Source organism: Escherichia sp. E2661 (assembly GCF_004745185.1).
Taxonomy (GTDB): domain Bacteria; phylum Pseudomonadota; class Gammaproteobacteria; order Enterobacterales; family Enterobacteriaceae; genus Escherichia.
This window is the reverse complement of sequence record NZ_PDIG01000042.1, coordinates 148,460-166,934: the sequence shown is the minus strand read 5'-3', so window position 1 is coordinate 166,934 and position 18,475 is coordinate 148,460. Positions and strand designations below refer to the sequence as shown.

Genomic DNA, 18,475 nt, shown 5'->3' with positions numbered 1-18,475 from the left:
TATTTATTCTTATTACTATTTCGTTCTTTATGATGCGCCTCGCGCCGGGAAGTCCCTTTACCGGCGAACGTACGTTACCGCCAGAAGTAATGGCCAATATTGAAGCGAAATATCATCTTAATGATCCCATCATGACGCAGTATTTCAGCTATCTGAAACAACTGGCTCATGGCGATTTCGGCCCTTCATTTAAATATAAAGATTATTCGGTCAATGACCTGGTCGCATCCAGTTTCCCCGTTTCAGCAAAACTGGGCGCTGCTGCATTTTTCCTCGCAGTGGTACTGGGCGTTAGTGCTGGCGTTATTGCCGCATTAAAACAAAACACCAAATGGGACTATACCGTCATGGGATTGGCTATGACGGGAGTGGTTATACCAAGCTTTGTCGTTGCGCCATTATTAGTCATGATATTCGCGATCATTTTGCATTGGCTACCGGGCGGTGGCTGGAATGGTGGGGCGCTGAAATTTATGATCCTGCCGATGGTTGCCTTATCACTGGCTTATATCGCCAGTATTGCGCGTATCACCCGTGGATCGATGATTGAAGTTTTACACTCCAACTTCATTCGTACCGCACGCGCGAAAGGTCTGCCCATGCGGCGCATTATTTTCCGCCACGCATTAAAGCCCGCGTTGCTACCGGTGCTTTCTTATATGGGACCCGCATTTGTTGGCATTATCACCGGTTCTATGGTTATCGAAACCATTTACGGTTTGCCGGGCATCGGACAATTGTTTGTTAATGGTGCCTTGAACCGTGACTATTCATTGGTGTTAAGCCTGACCATTCTGGTTGGTGCTTTAACCATTTTGTTCAATGCCATTGTCGATGTGCTATATGCGGTTATCGACCCGAAAATCCGTTACTGATACTGGAGCTCGCGATGATGTTAAGTAAGAAAAACAGCGAGACGCTGGAGAATTTCAGTGAAAAGCTGGAGGTCGAAGGCCGCAGTTTATGGCAGGACGCACGTCGACGTTTTATGCATAACCGTGCAGCAGTGGCCAGTCTGATTGTACTGGTGCTTATTGCACTGTTTGTTATCCTGGCGCCGATGCTCTCGCAATTTGCCTATGACGACACCGACTGGGCGATGATGTCCAGCGCCCCTGATATGGAATCTGGTCACTACTTTGGTACCGACTCTTCCGGTCGCGATCTGCTGGTGCGCGTTGCCATTGGTGGGCGCATCTCATTAATGGTTGGTGTTGCTGCAGCGTTGGTGGCAGTAGTCGTAGGAACGCTTTACGGTTCACTTTCCGGTTATCTTGGCGGCAAGGTGGATTCCGTAATGATGCGCCTGCTGGAAATCCTCAACTCCTTTCCGTTCATGTTCTTCGTCATTTTGCTGGTGACCTTTTTCGGTCAAAACATCCTGCTGATTTTCGTAGCGATTGGGATGGTTTCCTGGCTGGACATGGCACGTATCGTGCGTGGTCAAACCCTTAGTCTGAAGCGCAAAGAGTTTATTGAGGCGGCACAAGTTGGCGGTGTATCTACGCTTGGCATTGTGATTCGCCACATTGTGCCGAACGTGCTTGGTGTGGTGGTGGTCTATGCCTCTCTGCTGGTACCCAGCATGATCCTCTTTGAGTCTTTTCTTAGCTTCCTGGGACTGGGTACGCAAGAGCCATTAAGTAGTTGGGGCGCATTGCTCAGTGATGGTGCGAACTCGATGGAAGTCTCTCCGTGGTTGCTGCTATTTCCGGCAGGTTTCCTTGTGGTGACACTGTTTTGTTTCAACTTTATCGGCGATGGCTTGCGTGATGCCCTCGACCCGAAAGATCGTTAAGGAGTGCAGCCATGAGCGTAATTGAAACTGCAACCGTGCCGCTCGCACAGCAACAGGCTGATGCACTGCTGAACGTGAAAGATTTGCGAGTGACATTTAGTACCCCGGACGGTGACGTCACGGCGGTCAATGATTTAAATTTTTCCCTGCGTGCCGGGGAAACGCTGGGTATCGTTGGCGAATCTGGCTCCGGTAAGTCGCAAACCGCGTTTGCTTTAATGGGGCTGCTGGCGGCTAACGGACGCATTGGTGGATCGGCAACCTTTAATGGGCGCGAAATCCTCAATCTGCCAGAACGTGAACTTAATAAACTGCGCGCTGAACAAATCTCGATGATTTTTCAGGACCCGATGACCTCGTTAAATCCATACATGCGCGTCGGCGAGCAGTTGATGGAAGTGCTGATGCTGCATAAAGGTATGGGCAAGGCCGAAGCGTTTGAAGAATCGGTACGAATGCTCGATGCGGTGAAAATGCCAGAAGCGCGTAAGCGCATGAAGATGTTCCCTCATGAGTTTTCTGGCGGCATGCGTCAGCGTGTGATGATTGCGATGGCGTTGCTGTGTCGACCTAAATTGCTGATTGCCGATGAACCGACTACTGCGCTGGACGTGACAGTACAGGCGCAGATCATGACGCTATTGAATGAACTGAAGCGGGAATTTAATACTGCCATTATCATGATCACCCACGATCTCGGTGTGGTCGCGGGGATCTGTGACAAAGTTCTGGTGATGTACGCTGGGCGCACGATGGAATATGGCAACGCGCGCGATGTCTTTTATGAACCCGTTCATCCTTATTCTATCGGTTTACTCAATGCGGTGCCGCGTCTTGATGCGGAAGGTGAAACTATGTTGACCATCCCGGGTAACCCGCCAAACCTGCTACGTTTGCCGAAAGGTTGCCCGTTCCAGCCGCGTTGTCCGTATGCGATGGAGATTTGCAGTAGCGCGCCGCCGCTGGAAGAGTTCACGCCAGGCCGACTGCGTGCCTGCTTTAAACCGGTGGAGGAACTGTTATGAATGCTGTAACCGAAGGGAGAAAAGTCCTCCTCGAAATTGCCGATTTGAAAGTGCACTTTGAGATCAAAGATGGCAAACAGTGGTTCTGGCAACCGCCGAAAACCCTTAAGGCCGTTGATGGTGTGACGCTCAGGTTATATGAAGGGGAAACGTTGGGCGTCGTAGGGGAATCAGGTTGCGGAAAGTCCACTTTTGCCCGTGCCATCATCGGTTTGGTCAAAGCTACCGACGGTCATGTTGCCTGGTTAGGTAAAGAGTTGCTGGGCATGAAGCCCGATGAATGGCGTGCCGTTCGCAGTGATATTCAGATGATTTTCCAGGACCCGTTGGCATCGCTAAACCCGCGTATGACCATCGGCGAGATCATCGCTGAACCGCTGCGTACCTATCATCCGAAAATGTCACGCCAGGAAGTTCGCGAGCGCGTGAAGGTGATGATGATGAAAGTCGGCTTGCTACCTAACCTGATTAACCGTTATCCGCATGAGTTTTCCGGCGGTCAGTGTCAGCGCATCGGGATTGCGCGTGCACTTATTCTTGAACCGAAGCTGATTATCTGTGACGAACCGGTGTCGGCGCTGGACGTGTCAATCCAGGCGCAGGTGGTGAATTTACTCCAGCAGTTGCAACGTGAGATGGGATTGTCATTAATCTTTATCGCTCACGATCTGGCCGTGGTAAAACACATTTCCGATCGCGTGTTGGTGATGTATCTCGGCCATGCGGTAGAGTTGGGGACGTATGATGAGGTCTACCACAATCCGTTGCATCCCTATACCAAAGCATTGATGTCGGCAGTCCCCATTCCAGACCCTGATCTGGAGAGGAATAAATCTATCCAGTTACTGGAAGGGGAATTACCGTCGCCCATCAACCCGCCTTCTGGTTGTGTGTTCCGCACTCGTTGTCCGATTGCTGGTCCGGAGTGTGCCAAAACACGACCTGTGCTGGAGGGGAGTTTCAGGCATGCCGTTTCTTGCCTGAAAGTCGATCCGCTTTAAAAACAAAAAGGGCTGACAGTTGTCAGCCCTTTATCACGCCAAAAGCGATTATTTATTCCCGCCAGATAATATGGCAAAGTTTGTGATCTTTTTCGCGGCATAACAAAATACGGGCGAAAATATCGTTGATTTCGCCATCTTCACTGTCTGCCAGACCAATCACCACTTCGGCAAAAAAGTCCGGGTTCAAGTCGAAATCAACATGTTCCTGCCAGTCTTCCGCCGGATCAAATAACTCTGCACCACCGCGCTCTTCAAACTGCAGATTGAACAACAGAACATCAGCCGGATCGAGATTATCAGCGGCCAGTTCGAGAAAAATATCGTAGGCCTGCTCAAGCGTTTCATCTTCAGTCAGGCGATTGTTTAAATCCATATCCATAGTCACTACCTGTTTAATCTCTGTTGGCGACGTTTTACAGCAACGGGCTGAAGAAGTAAAACAGTCGCTCGGCGACACGTTGCCAGAGTGGACGTTTTAACCACAGCCGCGCATCGAGCAGACGCGAACGAGAAATGTAGTCGTCCTGAACGGCAGCCAGATCGGCACCAAAACCTTTATCGTCGATAGCCAGCGTGATTTCAAAATTCAGCCACAGACTACGCATGTCGAGGTTAACGGTGCCAACCAGACTTAATTCGCCATCGACCAGCACGCTCTTGGTATGCAGTAACCCACCTTCAAACTGATAAATCTTAACCCCAGCAGCAAGTAGTTCTGTAAAGAATGCGCGACTGGCCCAGCCTACCAGCATTGAGTCATTTTTCCTCGGCAAAATAATACTGACATCAACCCCGCGTTGCGCCGCCGTGCAGATTGCGTGAAGTAAATCATCGCTGGGGACGAAGTAGGGCGTCGTCATGATTAAATATTCACGAGCTGAATAAGCTGCAGTCAGCAAAGCCTGGTGGATCAGGTCTTCCGGGAATCCAGGGCCGGAAGCAATGGTATGAATCGTATGACCGCTGGCCTGCTCGAACGGCATAATATTGACATCAGGCGGTGGTGGTAAAATACGTTTTCCCGTCTCAATCTCCCAGTCGCAAGAATAGATAATTCCCATCGCGGTGGCGATAGGGCCTTCCATGCGAGCCATTAGATCAATCCATTGTCCTACGCCCGCATCCTGTTTGAAGAAGCGCGGATCGACCATATTCATGCTACCGGTGTAGGCGATGTAGTTATCGATCATGATCATCTTGCGGTGCTGGCGCAGGTCCATGCGGCGTAAGAATACGCGCATCAGGTTAACCTTTAAGGACTCGACCACTTCGATACCGGCATTTCGCATTAACTCTGGCCACGGGCTACGGAAAAAAGCAACACTCCCCGCAGAGTCGAGCATTAATCGGCAATGAATACCGCGTCGTGCTGCGGCCATCAAAGATTCTGCCACCTGGTCTGCCATACCGCCTGGTTGCCAGATATAAAACACCATCTCAATGTTATGGCGAGCGAGTTGAATGTCGCGGATTAACGCCTGCATCACATCATCAGACTCGGTCATCAGTTGCAGTTGGTTACCCTTGACCCCGGCGATCCCCTGACGACGCTCACAGAGCTTGAATAACGGTCCAGCGACGCTGCTATTTTCTTCAGCAAAAATATGCTTACAGGCTTTAAGATCGTTAAGCCATTTCGCCGTGGAAGGCCACATCGCTCTGGCGCGTTCGGCACGGCGTTTGCCTAAATGGAGTTCGCCAACGGCCAGATAAGCAATAATTCCGACCAATGGCAGAATGTAAATGATCAACAGCCAGGCCATGGCGGAGGGAACTGCGCGTCGTTTCATTAGAATGCGTAAAGTTACGCCTGCAATGAGCAACCAGTATCCCAGAATGGCCAACCAACTCACCAACGTATAAACGGTTGTCATAGATTAGAAATCCTTTTGAAAGCGCATTGTTATGAGTTTACGCATATGGATTCATCTGGCAAATAAAAACGCGGTAAAAGCACTGGTCAGCGTCGGGACCGGGGGTATAATGACCGCTCTGTTATTGCATAGAGTAGTTAACATGAAGCGGAGTAGAACGGAAGTGGGGCGCTGGCGCATGCAGCGTCAGGCTAGCCGACGGAAATCGCGTTGGCTTGAGGGGCAGTCACGCCGAAATATGCGTATCCACAGCATCAGGAAGTGCCTTCTAAACAAACAGCGAAACTCGTTATTGTTTGCGATCTACAATATCTAAATGTTCTGGGCACCAACGCGGTGCCCATTAAGATTATCTTTCCGCCGTTAAAATCTATTTTTGCGCAGATTCATTGTTGTCAGTTTTGGCTTCGTCGTCATTGTTATCGCTGAAAATGCCATGCCCGGAGTTCAGCAACATCGAGACGAGCATATCATTATTAATTTCTTCCCCATTGAGAATACGCGCCAGTATCTCGCTACCAAATAGCTGCGGTGAAAGAATAATATCCGGATGCACCATCTTAATCTTATTCAGGTTTTTGCTATCACTAACGGCAAGCACGGTTTTAACATCTTTGCTCATATCTTTCGCCGACAGAACGACAAAAGCATTATCGGCGTCATTATCACTTAACGCCAGAATAGCCCGACAGTGATCAATTCCCGCTTTTTTTAGTACTGAACTGTCATTGCTGTCACCGGGGATAACATCGGCATTGTCACCGAGTCTTTGTTCAAGCTGTTTTATGTCATCCTCTGGCAGGTTGCTGATAACCGTGACGTTTTGTCCGCGTTGATTCAGTTGCAGAATCGTGTTGATTGCCAGAATGGAATGCCCGCAAACAATAAAGTGATCTTTACGACGCATTGTATGATTGTTTCCTTTCACAAGTTTATTGAATCCTCCGCGGATAAGCGGGCCGAAAATCGAGGTCATGGAGGTGGCAAAAACGGTAATACCGGAAATAATGACCGAAATAGTAAACAGGCGCGCTGATTCAGAAACCGGGACGATATCGCCGTAGCCCACGGTTGACATAGTTTCTATCGAAAAATAGAACGCGGTCATTAGACTCTCTATTCGCGGATTAAAACCTTCGCTTAAATAAAGGGCGCCGTAGGTAGAGTAAAACAGTAACGTCGTAAAACTAATAAAAGCAAAAATTGTCCCGGCTGCAGCACTACTGTGAGAGAAGTCTTTACGCAGCACCAACAAAATTATCAAGGTAAAGATGCAAAAACCAATGCTGAATTTCAGCCAGGGATAAAAGTGCAGGGTGTAAATCAGCGTTATCAGCAATAAAATGATACTGATAGCCCATGCCAGCTTTGCCCGAAATAGCAAGCCGATCGAGTTCAAAACAAGAAAGACGCCGAGCATAAACAGTGGCGCATTGGCCAGCAAGGAGAGGTCAAGTTCTGAAAACGCCTGGATATGGAAAATATCGAGCAGATTGACCGACATGCCATAAATTGTTTTAAAAATAAGCAATCCATTTGAAAGGACCGCCAGCGCGATAACATCGTGCCGCAGGGTCACCCATAAATTTACCGCTGTTTGCTTGAATGTAGCCCAGTGACTCACTGATACCTCTGTAACCACAATTTTGTTTAATTATCTTCACGCGTACAGAATGTGAAAAACATGCGGCACGTGAATGTGTTAAACCATAGTAGATGACTTTATCCGCAGCAATCAAAGGTTTTGATTGTTCAAAACCGAGTCAGACAGAGGAATTTTGTCATTTTTAGACGGAGATGCCGAGGGTATATAGGGAGATACAGATAAAGTTATTATCTGTTTGTGGTGGTGGATTGGGGGCATCGGTAAATATAAAGAAAAAACAAGAGCACGGTTTCTGTCACCGCGCCCCTGGATGTTGATATTCAGAACACTTTCTTAAAGGGTTTCACGGAAACTTGCTCATAGACTCCCGCTGCCACGTACGGATCGGCATCTGCCCATGCCTGGGCTGCTTCCAGCGATTCAAATTCAGCAATAACGGTTGAGCCAGTAAATCCTGCGGCGCCTGGATCGTTACTGTCTACCGCTGGCATTGGACCGGCGGTCAGCAGACGCCCTTCATCATGCAGTAACTGCAAACGCGCTAAATGTGCCGGACGAACGGAAAGGCGCTTTTCGAGGCTATCGGCTTTGTCTTGAGCGTAAATAACATACAACACGGGCACAACTCCTTGTTCGGAAAAGTTATAAAGTACGTTATTTGAAAGGGCGAAGATCTGCAACGGAAAGATGATGTCTTTGTTAAGGCGTCACTAAAAGTAAGGTTAACAGCGCCAAAAATTGCGTTTTCACTGATCCTGATCGTCTTGCCTTATTGAATATGATTGCTATTTGCATTTAAAATCGAGGCCTGGTTTTTTTACTGAAACGATTATGACTTCAATGACCCTTGATTTACCTCGCCGCTTCCCCTGGCCGACGTTACTTTCTGTCTGCATTCATGGTGCTGTTGTGGCGGGTCTACTCTATACCTCGGTACATCAGGTTATTGAACTACCTGCGCCCGCGCAGCCGATTTCTGTCACCATGGTTGCCCCGGCCGAACTTGAGCCGCCACAAGCCGTTCAACCGCCGCCGGAACCAGTGGTGGAGCCAGAACCGGAGCCTGAGCCGATACCAGAACCGCCAAAAGAAGCTCCGGTAGTCATTGAAAAGCCGAAGCCGAAACCTAAGCCAAAACCGAAGCCGGTGAAAAAGGTACAGGAGCAGCCAAAACGCGATGTCAAACCGGTAGAGTCACGTCCGGCGTCACCGTTTGAAAATACGGCACCAGCTCGCCCGACATCAAGTACGGCAACGGCTGCAACCAGCAAACCGGTCACAAGTGTCGCGTCTGGTCCACGGGCATTAAGCCGTAATCAGCCGCAGTATCCGGCGCGCGCGCAGGCACTACGCATTGAAGGGCAGGTTAAAGTTAAATTTGACGTCACACCGGATGGTCGCGTGGATAACGTACAAATTCTTTCAGCCAAACCGGCGAACATGTTTGAGCGCGAAGTGAAAAACGCGATGCGCAGATGGCGTTATGAGCCGGGCAAACCCGGAAGTGGGATTGTGGTAAATATCCTGTTTAAAATTAACGGCACCACCGAAATTCAATAACCTGAAAATCAAAAGCCTCCAACTTGGAGGCTTTTGACTATTACTCTACAGGTAAGGCACGAGGCTTTCCTTCAGGGTCGACGGCAACATACTTAAATAACGCTTCCGTCGCTTTATAGCGCTGCCCAATCGGCTCAGACGCCACTTTTTTCACCCATACTTCAATATTAATGCTGACTGATGTCGTCCCTTTTTGGAGACAGCGCGCATAGCAGCACACCACATCACCAACCGCAACTGGTCGTAAGAAAGTCATTCCTTCAACCCGCACGGTCACGACGCGACCGTGGGCAATTTCTTTTGCCAGAATGGCACCGCCAATATCCATCTGCGACATCAACCAACCACCAAAGATATCGCCATTGGCATTGGTATCGGCAGGCATGGCTAAAGTACGTAAAACAAGATCGCCCTGAGGGACGTTAGGTGTTGTAGACATGGTAAAACCGACATAAAAGGAAAATCACAGGCGCGATGCTACTATGATTTTCCAAATGAGAACAGAGGATATGCAGCGCCGACCCCGAAGGGCCGGCAGACAGATTATGATTTATCTTCCTGAGGCATATGGCGGTAGATATAAATACCGCTTAACAGTGTGAAGATTAAGGTGAGGGCGGTCAGACCGAACACTTTGAAGTTGACCCAAATATTTTGCGGTAGCCAGAATGCGATGTAGATATTCGCCAGCCCACAAAGAATAAAGAAGACTGCCCAGGCCAGATTCAGTTTCGACCACACCGGCTGCGGTAGAGTGAGTTCTTTACCCAGCATGCGCTGAATCAGCGGCTTTTTCATTACCCATTGGCTAACCAACAAAGCACCGGCAAACAGAGCGTAGATGACAGTGACCTTCCATTTAATAAACTCATCATTGTGGAAGAACAGCGTCAGACCACCGAAAACAACCACCAGAACGAAGGTGATCAGGGCCATCTTCTCAACTTTCCGGAAGCGAACCCAGCTATAAATAATCACAATCGCCGTGGCGACGATGAGCGCCGCAGTTGCCGCATAGATGTCATAAATTTTGTAGAACGCGAAGAAGACAACCAGCGGTAAAAAATCAAGAAACTGCTTCATTTTACGATTCCGTAATCAAATACTTCAGGTTATTGGCGAATCAACATGTACAGGCGGAACAGATAGATAAGCAATACGGCTGAAATCAGGTTGCTTAAGGTATTCGCCAGTACGGCACCAATTTCCGGGGTTAATGCGGCAAACGAAGAGGCAAACAGCAGCAACAGTGTTTTTGCCAGTAACCAGCTTAGTACTGCAGGTGCCACCAGACGCATATTCGCCCATGTCAGCCGCATACTGCTGCGCATAGAGGCGAAAACGCCCATTTTATCCTGCACCAACATCACCGGCGCCAGTGCCAGTAAAATGGCCATTAAAATTCCCGGAACGACCACCAGCATGATGCCAATCTGTACTAAAAGGGTAGTCAGAAAAATCAGAATAAATAACTTTGGCAATATCGGCGCACTGGCACCAATAGCGCGTAGCGCACTGACTCTCTGACCCGCGGACACCAGTTGGATGATTAATATTACGCCTCCGGCGAGTATGGCGTTACCGATTAATCCTGAAAAAGTGGACGCAGCGGAAGCACGCAGCAAAATTTGTTGCTGTTCCGGGGACATATTTTGCACCAGATCGAACAACCCACCGCCGCCACTAACGGGCGCGCCGTCATTGAGCTGCGCAAGCTGTGCGTCACTGGGTGAGAAAACATGTCCTAACACCACTGTGATAAATGCACAAAGCAACGATACCAACAGAATGGTCATAAATTGATTACGGAAGAAATTTCCGGTGTCACGGTATACGGACTGCGCCGTGATAGACATGCACTCTCCTTGAGTTTTATGCAGGTGTTAATTAGCGGGCAATTGTACCCTGGTTATCCCTTCAGTGGCAGCATCACGACTTGTATGGAAAAGCATATCTTTGTAAAGCGCAGGTAATCCACAGCGTGCGTGGGTGCGATCACAGGATCCATTGCTTTCTCCAGACACGACAAATTCCTGACAAGCAGAAGGGCTGTTTGCATAAATACCGCAACTTACCGCCTGCTTAAAAGGCCAATAAGGTAGCAAAAGAATACTTTCGGAGATGGAAAGCATTCAAATTGATTTGAATCATATTAACCAGGATTTGCGATACAACTTCTAAATTAATCCAGATCAATAAATGGTCATTTAGCGAATGCAATGTGATCTATGTAGGATCATTTGTTACTCCAATGTAGGTATATTCGTCACGTTTTTATAACCATAACGACGGAGCGAACATGAAAAAATTAACAGTGGCGGCATTGGCAGTCAGTACACTTCTCTCTGGTAGCGTCTATGCTCACGAAGCAGGCGAGTTCTTTATTCGTGCAGGTTCGGCAACGGTACGTCCAACGGAAGGCGCAGATGGAACTCTGGGAAGCCTGGGTGGCTTTAGCGTGACCAATAACACCCAACTGGGCCTGACCTTCACCTATATGGCGACTGATAACATTGGTGTGGAATTGCTGGCGGCATCTCCGTTTCGTCATAAGGTTGGCACAGCCACAACCGGAGATATTGCGACAGTCCACCATTTACCGCCAACACTGATGGCACAATGGTATTTTGGCGATTCCGGCAGTAAATTCCGTCCTTACATTGGTGCGGGTATTAACTACACCACCTTTTTTAATAATGACTTCAATGACACCGGTGAAGGTCTTGGCTTATCCGATCTTAGTCTGAAGGATTCATGGGGCGTGGCGGGACAAGTCGGTGTGGATTATCTCATCAACCGTGACTGGTTGCTGAATATGTCGGTTTGGTACATGGATATCGATACCGACGTGAAATATAAATCCAACGGCGCAGTGCTGCCAGCAGGACATTACTCTGACAATGTCCGCCTTGATCCGTGGGTATTTATGTTCTCTGCGGGTTATCGTTTTTAATTATTTGCCCGTCAATAAACCGCCAGATGTTTTCTGGCGGTTTGTCTCGTATTAACTGCGCGTCGCCGCTTTCATCGGTTGTACAAAAGCTTTCAGTGCCGCCAGCATTTTCTCTGGCTGATTAATATGTTGCTCGATGATTTTAACAATTGCAGAACCAGAAATTGCGCCCGCAGCTCCTGCATCAATTGCTGCTTTTACCTGATCTGGGGCGGAAATACCAAAGCCCTGCAATGGAGGCGCAGCATTGTATTCTTTCAGCTTCGTGACCAGATGATTGAGCGGTAATGCCGCGCGGTTTTCCGCTCCGGTCACGCCCGCACGCGACAGTAAATAGGTGTAACCACGACCGTAAGAGGCAATCTGGCGCAGCAAATCATCATCAGCATTCGGCGGGCAGATAAAGATAGGTGCGACATTATGACGCAACGCGGCCTGGCGGAAGGGCGCGGACTCTTCCACTGGCACGTCGGCAACCAGCACCGAATCGACGCCGACTTTTTCACATTGAGCGTAAAACTCATCAATGCCTTTGTTAAACACCAGGTTGGCGTACATCAGCAGGCCAACAGGAATGGTCGGATGTTTTTGACGAATCAGTGCCAGCATCTCAAAGCACTGCGCCGGGGTCACACCCGCCGCAAAGGCACGCAGTGTAGCGTTTTGAATCGTCGGGCCATCCGCCAGTGGGTCGGAGAAGGGGATGCCTAGCTCCAAAGCATCAGCACCTGCTTCGATCAACGTATCGATAATTTTCAGCGACTGCTCAATGCCCGGATCACCGAGTGTGACGAAAGGAACAAATGCGCCTTCTTTGCGTTCCTTCAACTGGGCAGACAGAGATTCGTAGCGTTCCATCAGATTTCCCCTCGTGCTTTCAAAATATCGTGAACGGTGAAGATGTCTTTATCGCCGCGACCGGAAAGGTTAACCACCAGTAGCTGCTCTTTTTCCGGGTTTTCGCGCATCATTTTCAGCGCATGGGCCAGAGCGTGGGAGGATTCCAGCGCCGGGATAATCCCTTCGTGCAGGCACAGCGTTTTAAAGGCTTCCAGTGCTTCATCATCGGTAATTGAAACATAATCAGCGCGACCGATGCTGTTGAGATACGCGTGTTGTGGGCCGACGGACGGGAAATCCAGTCCGGCAGAGATGGAGTAAGATTCTTCAATCTGCCCGTCTTCGGTTTGCATCATCGGCGCTTTCATACCGAAATAAATGCCCACGCGACCATGTTTTAATGGTGCGCCGTGCTCACCGGTTTCGATACCGTGACCGCCTGGCTCTACGCCAATCAGGCCGACATTGGTTTCGTTGATGAAATCAGCAAACATCCCGATGGCATTCGAACCGCCGCCAACACAGGCGATAACGGCATCCGGCAGACGACCTTCTCTTTCCAGAATCTGCGCTTTCGTTTCTTCGCCAATCATCCGCTGAAACTCACGCACAATGGTCGGGTAAGGATGCGGGCCAGCTGCGGTACCCAGCATATAGTGCGCGGTTTCATAACTACCGGACCAGTCGCGCAGAGCCTCGTTACAGGCATCTTTCAGCGTCGCGGAGCCGCTATGCACCGGGATCACTTCCGCACCCATTAAGCGCATACGAAAAAACGTTGGGCGACTGGCGCTCCACGTCTTTGGCACCCATATAAATACGGCATTTCAGACCGAGCAGGGCGCTGGCAAGGGCAGACGCCACGCCATGTTGACCGGCACCGGTTTCGGCGATGATTTCGGTTTTACCCATCCGCTTCGCCAGCAATGCCTGACCGAGCACCTGGTTGGTTTTATGCGCGCCGCCGTGCAGCAAATCTTCGCGCTTCAGATACAGCGTGGTGTTCGTGCCAGCCGTAATGTTCTGGCATTTGGTCAGCGCGGTTGGGCGCCCGGCATAGTTTTTCAGCAGGTCGTTGAACTGGGCCTGAAATTCAGGATCTTTTTGCGCGCTGACAAAAGCTTCTTCCAGCTGGCGCAGAGCAGGCATCAGGATTTGTGGCACGTACATGCCGCCAAACTCACCAAAATACGGGTTAAGTAATGTTGTCATTGTTCCTTTCCTTAATATGCGCGCAGCGTCTGGAAAACCGAGGCCAAAAGGCGTACGTCCTTAATGCCCGGTTGCGACTCTACAGCAGAATTAAAATCAAGCCCGGCGCAGCCGGTTTGTGCCGCTTCCACGCAGTTATCTGCGCCTAAGCCCCCCGCCAGCAGGACGTTGCCAAGCGATTGACCGTTTAACAGTGACCAGTCGAAACGTTGCCCGCTTCCACCCTGGCCGTTGTCGAAAACATATTTATCAACGTGCTGAAAATCGCGCGCGGGAAGAGTTTCACCGACGCTCAATGCTTTCCAGATGGCAACGTTAGCGGGCAGCACGTCACGCAGCGTATCGATATACAGCTGATCTTCATTACCATGCAGTTGCACTGCTGCCAGCGATAACGCGTTAGCTTTGTCCACCACATCGGCAATATCGTGATTGCGGAATACGCCAACGTATTGCAACGGTGCCGCAGCCATCACTTCCTGCGCCTGTTCAACGCTGACGCAACGCGGTGACGTTGTAACAAATATCAATCCACCGTAAATCGCGCCCGCGTCATAAGCGGCTCTGGCATCTTGTGGGCGAGTCAGGCCACACACTTTATTCTCACCCAGCAACACCCGACACACGGCGGCGTTCAAATCGTCATGGGCCATCAACGCCGAACCAATTAAAAAGCCGTTAGCGAAGTGGCTTAACTCGCGTACCTGAGCGTAAGTATTGATGCCGGATTCGCTGATTACCGTCACGTTGTGTCCCAGTTTCGGCGCAAGCTCGCGGGTACGGTTGAGATCAATCGACAAATCACGCAGATCGCGGTTGTTGATGCCAACGACCTTTGCCCCCAATGCAATGGCGCGCTCCAGTTCCTCTTCATTACTGACTTCGGTCAGCACACCCATCTTCAGACTATGGGCGACGGCTGCAAGCTGGCGATATTGTTCATCGTCCAGAACCGACAGCATTAATAAGCAGGCATCGGCCTGGTAATAACGCGCCAGATAGATCTGGTAAGGGTCGATAATAAAGTCTTTACATAAAATCGGCTGCGGGGCGATTTGGCTGACGATGGGGAGGAAATCAAAGCTCCCCTGGAAATATTTCTCATCGGTCAGCACCGAAATTGCCGAAGCGTAATGTTTATAAATCGAGGCAATGCGTGCCGGATCGAAATCATCACGGATCACGCCTTTTGACGGCGACGCTTTTTTGCACTCCAGAATAAACGCCGTGCGCGCGCCCTGTAGCGCATCATAAAAATGTCGCGTGCTCGGCTGAACCTCATTCTGAAAACTGGCCAGCGGTTGCTGCTGTTTGCGGGCTTCTACCCAAATCGCCTTGTCTGCGACGATTTTCGCTAAAACGGTTTGCATCATTTACCCTCGTGCCGCCAGTGCGGTGACTCTGTCGTAAGCGGAACCACTGCGCAGTACCTCAAGAACGGTTTGCGCATTGGCTTGCAGATCTTCATGGCCATGCAGGCGCATTAACATGGCGACGTTCGCAGCGACGGCTGCTTCATGGGCGGAGTCGCCTTTACCTTGTAACAAGCGTGTTAAAATGTCACGGTTTTCTTCCGGTGTTCCGCCTGCCAGTTGCTCCTGGTGGTAGGGCGTCAGGCCAAAATCTTCAGCGGTCAGTTGATAGCTTTTAATTTCACCATCGTGCAGCTCGGCAACAATGGTCGGCGCGTGTAAGGAAACTTCATCCATCCCGCCGCTGTGCACCACCGCCGCGCGTTGATACCCCAGCACGCGCAAGGTTTCGGCAATCGGCAGCACCAGTTCCGGGCTGTAGACACCAATTAACGCCAGTGGAGGATGCGCCGGGTTAATCAGTGGCCCCAGCACGTTGAACAGGGTGCGAGTTTTCAGTTGCTGGCGAACCGGCATCGCGTGGCGGAATCCGGTGTGATACTTCGGCGCAAAGAGGAAACAAACACCTAACTCATCCAGCGCCTGGCGCGATTTATCGGCATTCATATCAAGATTAATACCGAACGCCGCCAGCAGATCCGACGAGCCGGATTTACTTGAGACGCTGCGGTTACCGTGTTTCGCCACTTTCAGCCCACAGGCCGCGGCGACAAACGCACTGGCGGTAGAAATATTGATACTGTTACTGCCGTCACCGCCGGTGCCGACGATATCGGCAAACAGATAATCAGGGCGTGGGAACGGCGCGGCGTTTTCCAGTAGCGCGGTTGCTGCTCCGGCGATTTCGTTTGGGTGCTCGCCGCGAATTTTCATGCTCACCAGCGCCGCCGCGAGCTGTTCTGGCTTCAGCTCGCCACGCACCACCGCTGAAAAAAGCTGGTGGCTTTCTTGTTGGCTAAGCGTCTGCGCCTGATACAGTTTTTCCAGAATCGGTTGCAGCGTGTTGGTTGGCTCTAGTTTCTGCTGCGCCCAGGCCAGCGTTTGTTCCAGCAGGCGAGCGCCCTGGGTAGTGAGAATGGATTCCGGATGGAACTGGAATCCGCAAACGCGATCCGCATCGTGACGCACCGCCATCACCATGCCATTAAAATGGGCGTTGATGGTTAAACCTGCCGGAATATTACTGCCAACCAGCGAGTGATAACGCGCCACCGGCAATGGGTTTGTTAATCCGGCAAACATCGCCTGACCGTCATGTTCAATGCTCGACGCTTTACCGTGAAGAATTTCGCCCGCCTGACCGACATAGCCCCCGTAAGCTTCGACAATCGCCTGATGTCCGAGGCAAATGCCAATAATTGGCAGCTTGCCACGCAAGCGGGTAAGCAGTTCTGGCATACAACCGGCTTCGCTCGGCACACCGGGGCCAGGAGAAAGCATCAGCACCGGATTGCTCATGGTCGCCAGACGTTCAATTAAGGTCTGCGCCGGAATATGGTTGCGGTAAATCACCACGTTATGCCCATTGCTGCGCAACTGATCTGCCAGGTTGTAAGTAAAAGAGTCGATATTATCGAGCAGCAGAATGTCAGCCATCAGAAAGTCTCCTGTGCATGATGCGCGGTGGCAATAGCGCGCAGTACAGCGCGGGCTTTGTTACGGGTTTCGTCGGCTTCCGACTGCGGAACAGAATCAAGGACTACGCCAGCACCGGCTTGCACGGTGGCGATACCGTTTTCCACCAGCGCCGAGCGGATCACAATGCAGGTGTCGAGATCGCCATGCGCGGTGAAATAACCTACCGCGCCGCCGTAGCTGCCGCGGCGACGACCTTCCGCCTCGGCAATTAACTGCATAGCGCGTACTTTCGGCGCACCACTTAACGTCCCCATATTCATACAGGCGCGGTAAGCGTGCAGGGCGTCGAGATCGTGGCGCAGCTCACCGACCACGCGGGAGACCAGGTGCATCACGTAAGAGTAACGGTCAACTTTGGTGAGGTCGGCGACGTAGCGGCTGCCGGGGGTGCAAATGCGTGCCAGATCATTACGGGCGAGATCCACCAGCATCAGATGTTCAGAAAGCTCTTTATGATCGGTACGCATTTCCAGTTCGATGCGGCTGTCGAGGTCTCTGTCCAGTGAACCATCGGCACGACGACCGCGTGGACGTGTTCCGGCAATCGGGTAGATCTCAATCTGGCGGCTGGTGGCATCATACTTGAGCGAGCTTTCCGGCGACGCGCCAAACAGGGTGAAATCATTATCCTGCATAAAAAACATGTACGGGCTGGGATTACTCTTTTTCAGCACGTAATAGGCCGCCAGCGGTGAAGGGCAGGGCAGCGAGAAACGGCGAGATGGCACCACCTGGAAAATTTCTCCGGCGCGAATCGCTTTTTGCAACAAACGCACTACGCCACCGAACTCTTCATCGCTCTGGTTACATTCACAACGCATATGCGGCACGGAAACCACCGGCAGCGGTGGCGCGGTTTCGGTCAGTTGCTGGCGAAGATCGTTCAGGCGCGCAGTGAGACGTTGTTTTTCTTCTTCATTCGGAGCAAACAGGCTGGCCTGAATGCGGGTGCTTTTTTTCTGATGGTCAATCACCATCAGCGTTTCAGCGAGATAAAAACAGAAATCAGGGCAGTTATTTTCCGCTGACAATTGCGGTAAATCTTCAAACCCCGCAACAAGGTCATAAGAGAACAGGCCGCCGAAGAACATTGCTTCTCGTTCTTCCTTCGGTACATTCAACAGACTCTGCAATAAGCGGAAAGCGTCAAAAACTGAAAGGGAGCATAAGCGAGCGTCTTCATCCAGCAGTGGACTGACAGGGGGGAAGCGCAGCACTCGGCAGTTTGGCGATTGTTCATTTTCCACACCCGCAGGCAGGGCGTTATCCAATAGTGTCAGCAGGGCTTCGCCATTGCGTGAGAGTGCTTTAATTGTGACAGTGTCACCTAAAGCTGTAATACGCAGCGCACTGTCCACCAGCAGCAGGCTTTTTAAATCATCTTTGCTGTCGATATCTGCGGATTCCAGCAGCAGCGTTGCCGGACGATCCCCACACAACTGGTGAAAAAGCGCGGTGGGATTGTCGCGATAAGCGCCTTCGCAGGTTAACAATTCGAGAGTTGGTTTTTGTGTTTGCATTGTTATTCTCTAATTTTGTTCAAAAAAAAGCCCGCTTATAAGGCGGGCTGGGTATCTGATTGCTTTACGCAT

General features: G+C 50.6%; 18 protein-coding genes, 2 pseudogenes and 1 other annotated feature (1 of these 21 only partly in view). Of the genes and pseudogenes, 7 read left to right on the top strand and 13 right to left on the bottom strand.

The window, feature by feature from the left end:
* From oppB to oppF, 4 genes are all read left to right on the top strand, one after another.
* Positions 1–875, top strand: an 875-nt coding sequence (oppB, locus tag CRI63_RS23265; protein ID WP_135520928.1) for an oligopeptide ABC transporter permease OppB, incomplete at its 5' end; no start/stop codon positions are given.
* Between the two features lie 14 nt (positions 876–889).
* Positions 890–1,798: an oligopeptide ABC transporter permease OppC gene (gene oppC / locus CRI63_RS23260; RefSeq protein WP_096093992.1), complete on the top strand. Its 909-nt coding sequence runs from the start codon at positions 890–892 to the stop codon at positions 1,796–1,798.
* A gap of 11 nt (positions 1,799–1,809) precedes the next feature.
* Entirely contained in the window at positions 1,810–2,823 is a 1,014-nt protein-coding gene (gene oppD / locus CRI63_RS23255) for a murein tripeptide/oligopeptide ABC transporter ATP-binding protein OppD (protein WP_130208888.1), read from the top strand.
* Positions 2,820–3,824, top strand: coding sequence for a murein tripeptide/oligopeptide ABC transporter ATP-binding protein OppF (gene oppF, locus CRI63_RS23250; RefSeq protein WP_130216026.1), 1,005 nt, complete (start codon positions 2,820–2,822; stop codon positions 3,822–3,824). Before oppD ends, oppF begins: the two co-directional genes overlap by 4 nt.
* A 52-nt stretch (positions 3,825–3,876) precedes the next feature.
* On the opposite strand, the gene CRI63_RS23245 is transcribed toward oppF, so the two are convergent.
* Together CRI63_RS23245 and cls are read right to left on the bottom strand one after the other, a co-directional pair.
* On the bottom strand, positions 3,877–4,206 hold the full coding sequence (locus CRI63_RS23245; protein WP_000366958.1) for an HI1450 family dsDNA-mimic protein: 330 nt from the start codon (positions 4,204–4,206) through the stop codon (positions 3,877–3,879).
* Positions 4,207–4,240: 34 nt separating this feature from the next.
* Entirely contained in the window at positions 4,241–5,701 is a 1,461-nt protein-coding gene (cls, locus tag CRI63_RS23240) for a cardiolipin synthase (protein WP_130208884.1), read from the bottom strand.
* 142 nt (positions 5,702–5,843) lie between these two features.
* Here cls and CRI63_RS23235 point away from each other — a divergent pair, with 142 nt between their 5' ends.
* Entirely contained in the window at positions 5,844–6,017 is a 174-nt protein-coding gene (locus CRI63_RS23235) for a YciY family protein (RefSeq protein WP_122983112.1), read from the top strand.
* Positions 6,018–6,071: 54 nt separating this feature from the next.
* Here the strand turns inward: CRI63_RS23235 and kch are convergent, their stop codons facing one another.
* The gene (gene kch, locus CRI63_RS23230; protein WP_130222791.1) at positions 6,072–7,325 is read right to left on the bottom strand and encodes a voltage-gated potassium channel protein; all 1,254 of its coding nucleotides are present in this window, start codon (positions 7,323–7,325) and stop codon (positions 6,072–6,074) included.
* Between the two features lie 302 nt (positions 7,326–7,627).
* Positions 7,628–7,924 (bottom strand): YciI family protein, encoded by a 297-nt coding sequence (locus CRI63_RS23225; protein WP_000967596.1) that lies wholly within the window; start codon positions 7,922–7,924, stop codon positions 7,628–7,630.
* 223 nt (positions 7,925–8,147) lie between these two features.
* Between CRI63_RS23225 and tonB the strand changes: the two genes are divergently transcribed.
* Positions 8,148–8,867, top strand: coding sequence for a TonB system transport protein TonB (gene tonB, locus CRI63_RS23220; protein ID WP_064528843.1), 720 nt, complete (start codon positions 8,148–8,150; stop codon positions 8,865–8,867).
* 40 nt (positions 8,868–8,907) lie between these two features.
* Here tonB and yciA read toward each other — a convergent pair whose 3' ends face one another.
* From yciA to CRI63_RS24595, 4 genes and pseudogenes are all read right to left on the bottom strand, one after another.
* Positions 8,908–9,306, bottom strand: a complete 399-nt coding sequence (yciA, locus tag CRI63_RS23215) for an acyl-CoA thioester hydrolase YciA (protein WP_130208879.1) — start codon at positions 9,304–9,306, stop codon at positions 8,908–8,910.
* Between the two features lie 104 nt (positions 9,307–9,410).
* On the bottom strand, positions 9,411–9,950 hold the full coding sequence (locus CRI63_RS23210) for a septation protein A (protein WP_135520926.1): 540 nt from the start codon (positions 9,948–9,950) through the stop codon (positions 9,411–9,413).
* Between the two features lie 29 nt (positions 9,951–9,979).
* Complete coding sequence (locus tag CRI63_RS23205; RefSeq protein ID WP_130208877.1) at positions 9,980–10,723, bottom strand: YciC family protein; 744 nt, start codon at positions 10,721–10,723, stop codon at positions 9,980–9,982.
* 27 nt (positions 10,724–10,750) lie between these two features.
* A pseudogene (locus CRI63_RS24595) lies at positions 10,751–10,965 on the bottom strand (YkgJ family cysteine cluster protein); the annotation flags it as partial.
* Positions 10,966–11,166: 201 nt separating this feature from the next.
* Here CRI63_RS24595 and ompW point away from each other — a divergent pair.
* Positions 11,167–11,820, top strand: a complete 654-nt coding sequence (gene ompW, locus CRI63_RS23200) for an outer membrane protein OmpW (protein ID WP_130216030.1) — start codon at positions 11,167–11,169, stop codon at positions 11,818–11,820.
* Between the two features lie 51 nt (positions 11,821–11,871).
* Here ompW and trpA read toward each other — a convergent pair whose 3' ends face one another.
* The 5 genes and pseudogenes from trpA to trpE all read right to left on the bottom strand — a co-directional run bounded on the left by trpA (position 11,872) and on the right by trpE (position 18,403).
* Positions 11,872–12,678 carry a tryptophan synthase subunit alpha gene (gene trpA / locus CRI63_RS23195; RefSeq protein WP_135520924.1) on the bottom strand — a complete coding sequence of 269 codons (807 nt, stop codon included), beginning with the start codon at positions 12,676–12,678 and terminating at the stop codon, positions 11,872–11,874.
* A pseudogene (trpB, locus tag CRI63_RS23190) lies at positions 12,678–13,872 on the bottom strand (tryptophan synthase subunit beta). The gene trpA and the pseudogene trpB overlap by 1 nt, the downstream one beginning before the upstream one ends.
* 11 nt (positions 13,873–13,883) lie before the next feature.
* A complete protein-coding gene (gene trpCF, locus CRI63_RS23185) occupies positions 13,884–15,245 on the bottom strand; it encodes a bifunctional indole-3-glycerol-phosphate synthase TrpC/phosphoribosylanthranilate isomerase TrpF (protein ID WP_205713094.1) in 1,362 nt (453 codons plus the stop codon).
* A complete protein-coding gene (gene trpD, locus CRI63_RS23180) occupies positions 15,246–16,841 on the bottom strand; it encodes a bifunctional anthranilate synthase glutamate amidotransferase component TrpG/anthranilate phosphoribosyltransferase TrpD (protein ID WP_135489377.1) in 1,596 nt (531 codons plus the stop codon).
* Positions 16,841–18,403 carry an anthranilate synthase component I gene (gene trpE, locus CRI63_RS23175; protein WP_135489376.1) on the bottom strand — a complete coding sequence of 521 codons (1,563 nt, stop codon included), beginning with the start codon at positions 18,401–18,403 and terminating at the stop codon, positions 16,841–16,843. Before trpE ends, trpD begins: the two co-directional genes overlap by 1 nt.
* A gap of 21 nt (positions 18,404–18,424) precedes the next feature.
* Positions 18,425–18,475, bottom strand: a sequence feature (Trp leader region); it runs 43 nt beyond the window's last position.